General features: G+C 58.2%; 12 protein-coding genes and 1 tRNA gene. 8 read left to right on the forward strand and 5 right to left on the reverse strand.

The features are described from left to right. Nucleotides 1-8 precede the first annotated feature (8 nt). The 5 genes from BLU18_RS12950 (at nt 9) to BLU18_RS12970 (ending at nt 3976) form a co-directional block, all read left to right on the forward strand. On the forward strand, nt 9-425 hold the full coding sequence (locus BLU18_RS12950; RefSeq protein ID WP_092635578.1) for a DUF302 domain-containing protein: 417 nt from the start codon (nt 9-11) through the stop codon (nt 423-425). A gap of 6 nt (nt 426-431) precedes the next feature. Continuing rightward, on the forward strand, nt 432-785 hold the full coding sequence (locus BLU18_RS12955) for an SHOCT domain-containing protein (RefSeq protein ID WP_092635580.1): 354 nt from the start codon (nt 432-434) through the stop codon (nt 783-785). A gap of 140 nt (nt 786-925) precedes the next feature. Then, the gene (locus BLU18_RS12960) at nt 926-1321 is read left to right on the forward strand and encodes a hypothetical protein (RefSeq protein ID WP_092635582.1); all 396 of its coding nucleotides are present in this window, start codon (nt 926-928) and stop codon (nt 1319-1321) included. Nucleotides 1322-1467: 146 nt separating this feature from the next. Further along, nucleotides 1468-1665 (forward strand): heavy-metal-associated domain-containing protein, encoded by a 198-nt coding sequence (locus BLU18_RS12965; RefSeq protein WP_008364400.1) that lies wholly within the window; start codon nt 1468-1470, stop codon nt 1663-1665. A gap of 148 nt (nt 1666-1813) precedes the next feature. Further along, a complete protein-coding gene (locus BLU18_RS12970) occupies nt 1814-3976 on the forward strand; it encodes a heavy metal translocating P-type ATPase (RefSeq protein ID WP_092635584.1) in 2163 nt (720 codons plus the stop codon). 321 nt (nt 3977-4297) lie between these two features. Here BLU18_RS12970 and BLU18_RS12975 read toward each other — a convergent pair whose 3' ends face one another. Together BLU18_RS12975 and BLU18_RS12980 are read right to left on the reverse strand one after the other, a co-directional pair. Continuing rightward, complete coding sequence (locus BLU18_RS12975) at nt 4298-5185, reverse strand: DUF8172 family protein (RefSeq protein WP_092635586.1); 888 nt, start codon at nt 5183-5185, stop codon at nt 4298-4300. 53 nt (nt 5186-5238) lie between these two features. Beyond that, nucleotides 5239-5535 (reverse strand): PadR family transcriptional regulator, encoded by a 297-nt coding sequence (locus BLU18_RS12980; protein ID WP_092635588.1) that lies wholly within the window; start codon nt 5533-5535, stop codon nt 5239-5241. Between the two features lie 362 nt (nt 5536-5897). Between BLU18_RS12980 and BLU18_RS12985 the strand changes: the two genes are divergently transcribed. Then, nucleotides 5898-8273 carry a heavy metal translocating P-type ATPase gene (locus tag BLU18_RS12985; protein WP_092635767.1) on the forward strand — a complete coding sequence of 792 codons (2376 nt, stop codon included), beginning with the start codon at nt 5898-5900 and terminating at the stop codon, nt 8271-8273. Between the two features lie 63 nt (nt 8274-8336). Here the strand turns inward: BLU18_RS12985 and BLU18_RS12990 are convergent, their stop codons facing one another. From BLU18_RS12990 to BLU18_RS13005, 3 genes are all read right to left on the reverse strand, one after another. Further along, nucleotides 8337-8519, reverse strand: coding sequence for a hypothetical protein (locus BLU18_RS12990; protein WP_218124106.1), 183 nt, complete (start codon nt 8517-8519; stop codon nt 8337-8339). A gap of 55 nt (nt 8520-8574) precedes the next feature. Then, nucleotides 8575-9378 carry a hypothetical protein gene (locus BLU18_RS12995; RefSeq protein WP_218124107.1) on the reverse strand — a complete coding sequence of 268 codons (804 nt, stop codon included), beginning with the start codon at nt 9376-9378 and terminating at the stop codon, nt 8575-8577. Nucleotides 9379-10374: 996 nt separating this feature from the next. Then, nucleotides 10375-10449 (reverse strand) — tRNA-Glu (locus BLU18_RS13005). A 260-nt stretch (nt 10450-10709) separates the two neighbouring features. Between BLU18_RS13005 and BLU18_RS13010 the strand changes: the two genes are divergently transcribed. Then, a complete protein-coding gene (locus tag BLU18_RS13010; RefSeq protein WP_245697957.1) occupies nt 10710-11111 on the forward strand; it encodes a plastocyanin/azurin family copper-binding protein in 402 nt (133 codons plus the stop codon). 167 nt (nt 11112-11278) lie between these two features. Further along, nucleotides 11279-11464 carry a DUF7333 family protein gene (locus BLU18_RS13015; RefSeq protein ID WP_092635601.1) on the forward strand — a complete coding sequence of 62 codons (186 nt, stop codon included), beginning with the start codon at nt 11279-11281 and terminating at the stop codon, nt 11462-11464. The last annotated feature ends 191 nt before the right edge of the window (nt 11465-11655 follow it).

Raw genomic sequence — 11655 nt, forward strand, 5'->3', positions numbered from 1 at the left:
GATATTCCATGGAATACACAATACAGACCACAGTTACTGGCGAATTTGACGACGTCGTTGAGGCAACGAACGCTGCACTCACGGACGAGGGATTCGGTGTCCTCTGTGATATCGACATTCAGGCGACACTCAAGGAGAAGCTTGGCGAAGAGTTCCGTCAGTATCGCATCCTCGGTGCGTGTAATCCTCCGCTAGCATACGAAGGGTTAACCGAGGAAATCGAGCTTGGTGCGCTCTTGCCCTGTAACGTCATCGTCTATGAGACTGATGACGGCGACATCGTGGTAAGTGCGGTCGATCCGGAACAGTTGGTCGGGATTGCTGATAACGACGCGCTTGATTCCATCGCAACCGAGGTCACCGAGCGATTTGATCGTGTACTGGCAGCTGTTAGAGACGAGTTCGACCCCGCGTCGGAGGCCTGATCGTCGATGGCTTCATCGAATCAACTGGACACAACGACGATACTGCTACTGATCCTCGGAGCGTTCATCCTCCTTCCGTTGCTCATGATGGGGATGGGCTTCGGCGGGATGATGGGATACGGGGGAATGATGGGCCAGTACGGTAGTACCGGCGGCTGGTGGCCCGTTATCGGAATGCTTGTTCCACTCGTCTTCCTCGTTGCGCTTCTCGGCGGGGGCTATCTCCTCTTCAGACGGGTAAGCGAAACACAAACGTCTGACAATCCCGCGATGGAAGAATTACGTCTGGCGTACGCCCGTGGCAATCTCACGGACGAAGAGTTCGAATCCCGCCGAAAGAAGCTCGAACAATCAGAGTGACCATCCGCTAAGGTACACACACAGCTACTCCTTTCTGCATGTCGTGCCCGGCTCGAAGCTGCTACTGTTCGGACTTCCCTCGTTCTCGATAGTGTAGGATCACAGCGAGAATTATATCGGTATCGAACGTACCATACAGTATGATTCGATCACTCGTTGGTGTCCTCGGCGCTCTCTCAGCGCTGTTCCCGGACGAAATCGTCGAACTCTTCGAGAAACTCGCGATTGCGAATCCGAGCGAGGGAACTGTGAGCGGGTGGGTCCGTCCAGCAATCCGGTCGGAGGGCGTTCTGATCGCTGTGATCTCCTTCTTCGACGGTCGGGCGTATGCGTGGCTGATGAATCTTACCGGCGTGTTCGGCGGGATAGTCCTCTTGTTTCCCGACCTGTATCGAAAATTTGCTACCGCGTTCCTGTACGAGCGTCCGGAGTCGATAGAATGGAACGAAGGATTCAGTTCTGGCGTTCGGGCTATCGGCGCATTATACGTCTTTTTAGCAGCGAAGACGTACCGGGAGCGCCACAACGATACCTGAGTCTTCCCGCCATCGACAGCCGGTGAATCTGAAATATGGTTCGTTTCGGCTGCAGGTATCACTTTGAATCTAAAGTTTGACCCCCAAGAGATCAGTATGATCGAAGGGGAAATCCGCTAAAGAGAGGGGACCGTATGTATCCCTGTATGACGACGACCATCACCGTGGAAGGAATGTCGTGCGGTCACTGTGAGGAGACGGTCGAAGAGGCCCTTGAAGAGGTCTCTGGCGTGACTTCCGTGACCGTCGACAGGGAGAGCGAACAGGCAAGTGTCGAGGGTGAGGCAGAGGTCACGGCCCTTGTGGAGGCCGTCGAAGGCGCAGGGTACACCGCTCACGCCTGAGTATAGTGATTAGCGGATAGCACGGACCGCTTCGAGACGACGGCCTACAGTTGTCTTTTGGAGTTTGCCTACGATGGTCCTGCTGTACGGTTTCAGGGGGCGAAGATTCAGGAAGCCAGCGAATTCACCTCTAAAGAGCATATGACCTATGGACGACCACAAAGATACAACTGAGAATTCCCCGGGAGGAGAAGACCAGCAGGACACCAGCAGTCACCAGCACGAACACGCCGGCCACGAAGGCGAAGGACACGGCCACAGTTCCCACGAGGGACACGGTGAGGGACATGGCGGGATGCACGAAGGCCACGAGCAAATGTTCCGGCGGCGCTTCTTCGTTTCGACACTCCTGTCGATTCCCGTCCTCCTGTACAGCGAAATGCTCCAAGAGTGGCTCGGGTTCTCCGTCCCCACGTTCCCGGGGAGCGAGTGGATCAACCCCATCTTCGCGGTCATTGTCTTCGCCTACGGTGGGATTCCGTTCCTCCAGATGGCGGTCCCGGAACTGAAAGACCGGGCACCGGGGATGATGACGCTCATCTCGATGGCCATCTCGGTCGCGTTCATCTACAGTCTCGCGAGCGTGGTCTTCCCCACGCAGTCGGCGTTCTTCTGGGAGCTCGTCACGCTCATCGACATCATGCTGCTGGGGCACTGGATCGAGATGCGGTCGGTGCGGCGGGCCTCGAGCGCGGTCGACGAGTTGGCGAAACTGATGCCGGACACGGCGGAACGACTCACCGAGGACGGCGAGACCGAAGAGGTCCCTGTCAGTGAACTCTCCGAGGGCGACCTCGTGCTCGTCCGGCCGGGCGCGAGCGTGCCCGCCGACGGCGTCGTCGAGGAGGGAGATTCGGACGTCAACGAGTCGATGATCACGGGCGAGTCGAAACCGGTCTCGAAGGAGCCCGGTGACGAGGTCATCGGCGGCACCATCAACGGCGACGGCAGTCTCCGCGTCCGCGTCGGTGCGACGGGCGAGGAGACGACGCTCGCGGGCATCATGCGGCTGGTAGAGGAAGCCCAGCAGAGCAAGTCCAAGACGCAGGTGCTGGCCGACCGCGCGGCCGGCTGGCTGTTCTACGTCGCGCTCGGGGCGGCAGTCGTGACCGCAATCGCGTGGACGGTCGCGGTCTCGTTCGACGCGACCGTCATCGAACGCGTCGTCACGGTACTCGTCATCGCCTGCCCACACGCCCTCGGGCTTGCCATCCCCCTCGTCGTCGCGATCAACACCTCCCTGGCGGCGCGTAATGGGATGCTCGTCCGCGACCGCATCGCGATGGAGGACGCACGGAAGCTGGATGCCATCATCTTCGACAAGACGGGGACGCTCACCGAAGGCGAGCACGGCGTCGTGGATATGGCGACCGTCGAGGGCGTCGACGAGGACGACGCGCTCGCGCTGGCGGCGGCCGTCGAGAGCGACTCCGAACACATGATCGCGCGAGCCATCCGCGAAGCAGCTGACGAGCGCGATCTCAGCGCCCCTGATGCGACCGACTTCGAGGCGATCAAAGGACGAGGGGTTCGCGCAAACGTCGACGGAAGCGAGGTGTACGTCGGCGGTCCGAATCTGCTCTCACAGCTCGATAGCGAGGTTCCGGGCCACCTCCAGCGGTTCGCTGACGATGCGGGAGAGAACGCACAGACGGTGGTGTATCTCGTCCGTGATGGGGAGTTGATCGCCGCGTTCGCGATGGCCGACGTGATCCGCGAGGAGAGTTTCCGCGTCGTCGACGCCCTCCACGATCTGGGGATCGAGGTGGCGATGCTGACCGGCGATTCGAAGGACGTCGCCAACGCTGTCGCCGACGAACTGGGCATCGACACGGTGTTCGCGGAAGTCCTCCCTGAAGACAAGGACATGAAAGTCCAGGAGCTCCAGGACCAGGGCAAGCTCGTGGGGATGGTCGGCGACGGCGTCAACGACGCGCCGGCGCTGACACGAGCCGACGTCGGCATCGCGATCGGGAGCGGCACCGACGTCGCCGTCCAGTCGGCGGACGTCATCCTCGTCCAGAACAACCCTATGGACGTCGTTCGGCTGGTGAAGCTCAGTAAGGCGAGCTATCGGAAGATGCAGGAGAACATCGTCTGGGCCGCCGGCTACAACGTGTTCGCGATTCCGCTCGCAGCAGGCGTCTTAGCACCAATCGGGATTCTGCTCTCCCCCGCTGTGGGTGCGCTCCTGATGTCGCTGAGTACGGTGATCGTCGCAATCAACGCCCAGCTGCTCCGCCGCGTGGACCTGTCCATCCCCGAGCTTCCAGGCGGGACACCAGCGACTGACGCACAACCTGCAGACTGAAACGCGCCCGATCGCTTCGGAGCTTCTTTCAATTGCGTTCGGTTGGTGGTCAGCAACTGGCGGCACTGCGTAATTTCGGTGAGTATCGCTATGCGGTCACCGATTCCACAGTTTTCCCGAGGGGTGCGAAGTTCGGTATACACAGACGCTTCCTCTGATGGGCCACATAGCTACGCCAGCACTAGGTTTATACCGCTTGACGGACTTCTTTCCGATATGAGCCTCGAAGAGACGGTTGACTACCTCGCCGAGGAACTCGACATCGAGCGAAGTGAACACGTTCGCGAGGTCGGACAGTCGGTCGCTGAGCTTCGCGACTGATCAGAACATTTCTCTGAAGTCCCGTTCGACGAGCCCGTTCTCCAGATACGTGATGAACTCTTGTTTCGTTGGTCCTTGACGGTCGAGTAGATCGTCCCGTTCTGCTCGTTCGAGAACTGCCTGTCCGAAGTCCGTACAGTGGGATTCATGCTGCCCAGCGTACTTCGAAAGGGCTTCTCGCCAGTGCATATCCAGCTCGAATTCGGCTAATCGAATTTGGATCCCATCTTTCCGTTCGACGAGGTCGACATCCAGGTCTTCGAGTTGCTTGAAACGGAGGTTGTTCCGGCGGACCGTGATGAGCCGCTTGGAGTCGACGATGTAGGGGTCGACCCACTCTCGCCAGGTATCGTCGTCGACGTGTGTTCGTGGCATCGCAAAATCCGAGTCCACACTCTCAATACAGAACTGCAGCATAGCGATGCCAGTTCGATGATTCGCATTCGGGAGGGAATGTCGGAGAATCAAATTCGACATCACCTCTCCAGCGACGGTCGGAAGTGGGGCTCCCCAGGACACGTGATCGAGTGCCTGCTGGATCTTTTGTGGTTCGAACTCCTTGTAGAGCCGAAACTCATCCTCATCTCGAACATCGACAGCAGCTTCGAGCAATTCCACTAACCGGAAGGCGACAACTTGCCCAGGACGAGGGAGGTCACGAATACGGTCGCTCAGCCATTCCTGATCGAAGTCGATATCTTGGGCTGATTCGATCTCTGAATCGCCTTCGTAGAGCACATAGACCGGTGTTTCGAAGGGGTACCCGATGAGTTTTGTCGACTCGTCGGATTGCTCTCGCTGAGACCGGATCTCTGCTACCGATGCCGAGCTATATTTGAGTGAGAAATTCTCGGCCTGTGGATGATGATAGAAGACGAGCCGAGCCATCTCAATGCGTATTCGTGGGAAGTGGGTAAAGCAGTCCCGCTTTTATAATGATTCTACGACGTAGCGGGTGCGTTCACGTCTTCTAAATACTGACTTTCCCACTCACGTCGCGCCTCGATCTCCCGCAATCCGCGTTGCGTGACCGTGTACACGTTAGTCCGCTTGTCGAGTTCACCTTTCTCGAGCAGTCCTTTGTTGACGAGGTCGTCGAGGTTTGGATAGAGCCGCCCGTGGTTGATCTCTTGTTCGTAGTATTCGTCGAGTTCGGCCTTTACTGCGAGCCCGTGTGGTTCCTCGAGCCCGGCGATCACATACAAGATGTCCCGCTTGAACCCAGTTAGATCGTACATCCGTCTATTCCCTATTTTAAAAGGGTGGCATATGTTCTCTCTGGTACTCAAAGACGGAGATTCGGACCAAGGGTATCTACTGGTATACTCGTAACCGAACAGCGTTTAATATCGAGGCATTTGTATCACCGATAATGGCCCTTCGGACGAGGTCGCCCATGAGGTTCCGTAACTGTACTTGGCCCGCTGTCAGATGGTGGTAATCAATTGTGTCTTCATCTCAATCGCTATCTTCCACATGCGCGCTTTGTGGAGGGGCCGTCCCCGATGATCGAGACGTAGCTGAAGACGACATCGTCTTCTGCTGTGATGGATGTCGAAACGTCCATCGAGTGCTCGGTAGCGATGGAGATCACAGTCGGATGGCTCCGACAGGCGACCCCATACGCAGCCCTGGGTCTGTAGGGGGCGACCGCGAGGAAAACACACATCTATCGGGGTCTGAGGAACGTGTCTTCCTCCAAGTCGACGGGATGCACTGTGCGACATGTGAAGCATTTCTCGAATCGGTCGCCAAGGAGTGTGAAGGCGTCGTCGATGCGGCAGCAAGCTACGTCACCGAGACGATCCGTATCACATACGACCCTGACCGCGTCTCGAAGGAGACTCTCTGTGATACCCTGAGTACACTCGGCTATTCGGCAACCCTCCGTGCTGGAGGGAGCGATGACGCACCGACTATAATTGGGCAGTCGCGCCGGTCGGACGAGCCGAATGAACGAGGCATTGACGAGGTGCTGGGATTCCGTTACGCTGCTGGCGTCATTTTCGGGACGTTCATGCTTCTCCCGTATGCGGTCCTCCTCTATCCGGCGCAGCTCTCGTCGTTCTTTGGTGAGGGGACGCTCGATATGTACGCGAGTGCGTCCGGGATCGGCGGTGGAGATACCCTGTTGATCCTGCCGCTCTTTCTCGTTCTGACGGGTGTCGTCCTCGTGTTCACCGGCCTGCCGCTGTTACAGGGTGCGTATGTCAGTCTGAAGATGCGGCAGCCGAACACAGACCTGCTTGTCGCACTCCCCATCGTGAGTGCCTACGTGTACAGTACGATCGCCTTTCTTCTCGGTCGGATCGACGTTTTCTACGATCTCACGATCGTGGTTGCCGCGAGTGTGGTGGCTGCCATCTTCTACGAATCACTGAGCAAGCAGCGAGCGATGGATCGCCTGACTGATCTCACTATCTCTCACGTCACCGAAGCCAGGCGGTATGGCGCCGATGGGACGACGACGATGGTCGACGTACACGATCTGGAACCCGAGGAGCGGGTTCTCGTCCGTGAGGGCGAACGCATCCCGGTCGATGGTATTCTCGCTGAGGGTGAGTGCACGGTCGATGAAGCGATCGTGACGGGCGAGTCGCTCCCGGTATCGAAGCGAGCGGGCGACGACGTCGTCGGTGGGGCGGTCGTCACAAATGGTGCTGCTGTCCTCACGGTGAGCGATGAGACAACCAGTAGTATCGATCGCCTCATCACTTCTGTCTGGAATCTCCAGAGTGGGGATCACGGCGTTCAGCGGCAGGCCGATCGGCTCGCGTCGGTCATCATCCCGGTCGTCGTCGGTGGGGCGGTACTCGCCGGAGTGGGGTCGCTTCTGGTGGGGACTGGCATTCCCGTCGCCGTTCTGACGGCGCTGATGGTTCTCTTAGTTGGATGTCCGTGGGCACTTGGCCTGGCAACCCCGCTCTCGGTGGCAACCAGTATCGAACAAGCGGTAGAGCGGGGCATCGTCATCTTCGACGAGACCGTCTTCGAGCGCCTTCGGGACGTCGACGTCGTCGTCTTCGACAAAACGGGGACTCTCACGACCGGCCAGATGGATGTCCTCGAGGCGGATGCACCGTCGGATCTGCTTGCAATCGTCGCGGCCCTCGAACAGCGAGCATCCCACCCAGCGGCCGACGCAATCGTGAATACGTTTGCACAAAGGAATCAGGAAGGCGATCGCTCGAAAGCCGATGGGGGGGTCGCCGATGGCAGTGACCACGAGTACGCAGCGGACATCACTGAATTCACGAGCCACGCGACCGGCGTCGAAGGAGTCGTCGAGGACACGCGCGTTCTCGTCGGGAATCTCGATCTCTTCGCGGAACTGGGGTGGTCGGTTAGCGAGCGGATCGAGACGCGTGCCGCAGAGGCACGAACGGCCGGTCACCTTCCGGTCGTCGTCGGTCGAGACGGTCGTGCAGAGGGCATCATCGACGTGGGCGACGAACCACGGGCAGGTTGGGATGACACACTCACGCAGCTGAATGACCGTGATATCGAGATCGTCGTTCTGACCGGTGATGACGAGGCTGCCACTGACTTTCTCGACAGCCATCCTGCCGTCGATCACGTGTTTGCGGGGGTCCCGCCGGCAGGCAAGACCGCGACGATCCGGCGGTTACAGTCCCGGGGACAGGTTACGATGGTTGGTGATGGAACGAACGATGCACCGGCTCTTGCGACCGCAGACCTGGGAATCTCGCTCGGTGGTGGAACGGCACTCGCGTCCGATGCCGCGGATATTTCTATCGTCGATGACGACCTCGCAGCGGTGGGGACGACGTTCGACCTCGCAGATGCAGCTCGTCGGCGTGTCAAACAGAACAACGGGCTAGCGCTGCTCTACAATGGGGTCACGATTCCCCTTGCAGCGACGGGGTTGCTGAATCCGGTGTTTACGATGGGAGCGGTCGTGGCGACCGGCGGTCTCCTCGCGGCGAATTCGTTTCGAGACCTGCTTCACGAGTAGCGGCCCCAATCCCGCGAAGTGGCAGATACCTGCTGCACCCGAATGAAGACAGCATCCATGGCTTCATTCGAGAAATTCGGAGGCACCGAGGCCCACGTACCCGACCGCAAAGCCCGCAACGATGATGCCTCCGGAGAGGGCTTGGTAGAACGGCGTCGACGGGAGAAAGCCGGTCGCGAGGGTGCCGACAACGATTAATACTGCTGCCAGTCCCAAAAACACGTACTGTCGACGTTTCCTCTTCATATCTTGAGATATTCGTCCACCCCGGGTGCTGTGTTCTCACGGTAGATACCTCACCTCAGTCGGCGGGGATGATGGCGGCCGATTGATCGGGCTGTCGGGCTGCTTGGACCGAGTAGATCAGGCTCCCGGTGAAGAGGACGAAGCTTCCTACGATGAATACTGCACTGAGCGGCGAGGCCGAATCGACGAACACCCAGTAGAGGGGGGCGGCAATCGATGGTCCGGCAGCAAGTACCGCGATCTTCGCGACGAGTGGCCCACAGCACCCACAGGTACACGTCCCGACGATTGCAGCACTCCCGGCGGTTCCTTCGGTCATGCCGGCTCGTTCCTCGACACGCCAGTGACGGGCAATGAGAGCGGCGTTCAACCCGATGAGTGCGCTTAGCATTCCGACAACGATGACCTGACCGGGTGACACGGCCAGGAAGAACGGGATATGTATGAACGGGAGATGCGGAATCGCGATTTCGAGCGTCGGCCACGATACTAGCTGATAGATTGCGGGCAGAACGACGACTGTCACTTCCTCAGGGAAGCCCTCCTCGGGGAACAACGAGAGGTACCCCGTTATCGAGACGAAAAAGAGAGCTAATACGACACCGACACCGATTCCGAAGCGACGCGCAACCGGATCACGCATGACTGCGCGAATGACACTCCCTGCGTCCTTCCAGACGACATAACCGACCAGGATTGGCGTGCCGAGGACGATGGCGTACCCGAGTGGATGCGTATCGCTTGCCAGTCCTGGAAGGAGGTAGGGGTACGAAATCCACAATCCCATGAGGATGCCGAGGAACGTGTACCGTGGTCGCGATGGCCAGCGGAGCCACCCAACGACGAAGCTCGCGACCATGATTCCCAAGCCACTCAGCAGGGCCAGTGGCTGATACCACGCCCGGGGGAACGGCATCGAGCTCGCGGTATATGTCGGATCTGGGGAGAGCCCTTCGAAGAGTACGGCTCCGAGTGCAGTGATAGCGATACCGGCGAACACGCCGTACAGAGCGGTTGTTGCCGTGATCCGATCTGTCCGTTTGAGAAGGATGAATCCACCGAGAATAACGGCACCAACGAAAGCAATAATTACACCGTGTCCTTGCGAGAGTCCACCACTTCCGGTTGTACCGTGGGCAGACGCGACGGGAACCTGAGTGAGCGTAACAATCGCTGCGAGAAGTACAGAGAGTGGCCGAATAGATCCGATTCGAGAGGTCTGTCCATGGGAGGGGTCCCCACGTGGTTGACGCTCTTCTGGTGACATTATTCTGTCTTGGACAGGGAGCCACTTCTACCTGACTGATTCACCTCTCATATTCTGGATTTGACTGTCGTTGGCTTATGCTGGGTGTGGAATTTTCCTCCTCCGAAAGTATGACCGGCGCGGTGAATTCACTCGCCGTCCAGAAACACGAGGAACTGTATGTGCTTGAGGAACCAGACCGGAAGAACGGCCCCAACTCCTGCAGCGAGTAGGAGACTATTCGCTGCTGTCCACACGATTTGCCCGAGGACGGTGCTAATAATCAAGATGCCGTTGTATGCGATCGCATTCACCGCTAAATCGCCTCTCGACTCAGGCCGGGGCCACTTGATGAGACTGGGCTTGATTGCTGACGTCCGACCGGAAGCTACGGCGACAAGAAGTCCGAGTAAGCCGGATACAAACCATCCGAGAACAGCCGGTGGCCAGCTGTATACAACCGTTGCGGTGGCAAGAACAATCAGACACGGACTGGTGATTGTACCGATCTCTACGGAGGTATAGCGGGTTAAAATGTGTTCCTCGGTTCCTTGTTGTGCGGTAGCCATCTGTGAGGATTATGAGTAGAGCAGTGGAACGAATGGGGAATGCTCCGTCGAGGATTTGAACCTCGGTCCTCGGCGTGAGATGCCGAGATGATTGGCCGAGCTACACCAACGGAGCATCTCTAACTCGGGGCCTCAGTACTTCAAATACGGCCGGTGTCCTACTCAGTGGGAATCCGCCGTTTCCCCTTATCTTGGGGTCTTTGATACTGTGGTATGGAGCGTCGACAGATTCTCAAGACGGCTGGAATTCTCGCTACAGGTGGCGTAACTGGTCTCGCCGGATGCAGTAGTTCGGGGAACGGAGACGGTGGCGGTGAGCCGACCACGACTGAAACGCAGGAGACAGCTGGTGGGTCAGGAGACTCGAATACCGTCATGATGGTCACCGAAGGGAGCGAGTATTATTTCGATCCCATCGGCCTGTTCATCGAATCTGGGGAAACTGTGACATTCGAAATCCAGAGCGGGAGCCACTCGGCAACCGCCTACAAAGAGGGAACGAGTTCAGCCTCGGTAAATCGGATTCCCGAAAGCGCAGAAACGTTCAATAGCGAAACGCTGAGTGAACAGGGCGCAACGTACGAGCACACGTTCGAGACCACAGGGACGTACGATTACTTCTGTATCCCGCACAAGACCCTAGGGATGGTCGGCCGGATCGTCGTCGGCGAACCCGGCGGTCCCGCGGAGGGGAGTATGCCGCCGGACGGAGACGTTCCCGAAAGCCAGACCATCGTTGATCAAGGCAGCGTCTCGTACAGCTCGTTCTCCGGATAGGCGGCCGCGTATACTGCGAGCTGTGCGCTCTGGAAACGCTTGAACACCATATGGCCGACATTGACTCTGCTTCGGACCTACAGGAATCTATGTGGCACCCGATTACTGCCGGTTTCCAGTAAATCTACTTTGTTAACGGTTTTGTCTATCCGGTCACAACAGTACATATGGAATTCGACTTCGTGCGCTCGGTGGCTCCTCTCGTCGTAATTGTCGCCGTCGCAGCGATTGCGCTCACGACCGTGATGACCTCCTCGACAGTCTTTATGATGGTTCTGCCCTCGATGATCGTCTTCTCGGTCATCGCGTTCTTCTTCGGGATGAAACACGGCGAGTTCCGCGCTAGTCCGTAACAGGCCGATCCAGTAGCCGAAATCCGCCGGGTTGCGGTCTATGCTAGCTCCCAGATATGTCGATTCCGATTGATTTCGATGACCGATTCGGAGTCCTAGCGACGGCTGTTTCAGCCGGGCAGTGTCGAACCAACAGGAGTCCACCAGAGCCGGATAAGTCCTATCGTTCAGTTAGATCCAGTCCTGGTCGT

It is taken from the genome of Haloplanus vescus, assembly GCF_900107665.1.
Lineage (GTDB): Archaea > Halobacteriota > Halobacteria > Halobacteriales > Haloferacaceae > Haloplanus > Haloplanus vescus.

Bases quoted from the DNA above. Each gene is read 5' to 3' on its own strand.
- BLU18_RS12955 (WP_092635580.1), top strand. From the start codon at position 432: ATGGCTTCATCGAATCAACTGGACACAACGACGATACTGCTACTGATC.
- BLU18_RS12995 (WP_218124107.1), bottom strand. From the start codon at position 9,378: ATGGTCGCGAGCTTCGTCGTTGGGTGGCTCCGCTGGCCATCGCGACCA.
- BLU18_RS13015 (WP_092635601.1), top strand. From the start codon at position 11,279: ATGGAATTCGACTTCGTGCGCTCGGTGGCTCCTCTCGTCGTAATTGTC.
- BLU18_RS12985 (WP_092635767.1), top strand. From the start codon at position 5,898: ATGGCTCCGACAGGCGACCCCATACGCAGCCCTGGGTCTGTAGGGGGC.
- BLU18_RS12970 (WP_092635584.1), top strand. From the start codon at position 1,814: ATGGACGACCACAAAGATACAACTGAGAATTCCCCGGGAGGAGAAGAC.
- BLU18_RS12980 (WP_092635588.1), bottom strand. From the start codon at position 5,535: ATGTACGATCTAACTGGGTTCAAGCGGGACATCTTGTATGTGATCGCC.
- BLU18_RS12975 (WP_092635586.1), bottom strand. From the start codon at position 5,185: ATGGCTCGGCTCGTCTTCTATCATCATCCACAGGCCGAGAATTTCTCA.
- BLU18_RS12960 (WP_092635582.1), top strand. From the start codon at position 926: ATGATTCGATCACTCGTTGGTGTCCTCGGCGCTCTCTCAGCGCTGTTC.
- BLU18_RS12965 (WP_008364400.1), top strand. From the start codon at position 1,468: ATGACGACGACCATCACCGTGGAAGGAATGTCGTGCGGTCACTGTGAG.
- BLU18_RS12950 (WP_092635578.1), top strand. From the start codon at position 9: ATGGAATACACAATACAGACCACAGTTACTGGCGAATTTGACGACGTC.
- BLU18_RS12990 (WP_218124106.1), bottom strand. From the start codon at position 8,519: ATGAAGAGGAAACGTCGACAGTACGTGTTTTTGGGACTGGCAGCAGTA.
- BLU18_RS13010 (WP_245697957.1), top strand. From the start codon at position 10,710: ATGATGGTCACCGAAGGGAGCGAGTATTATTTCGATCCCATCGGCCTG.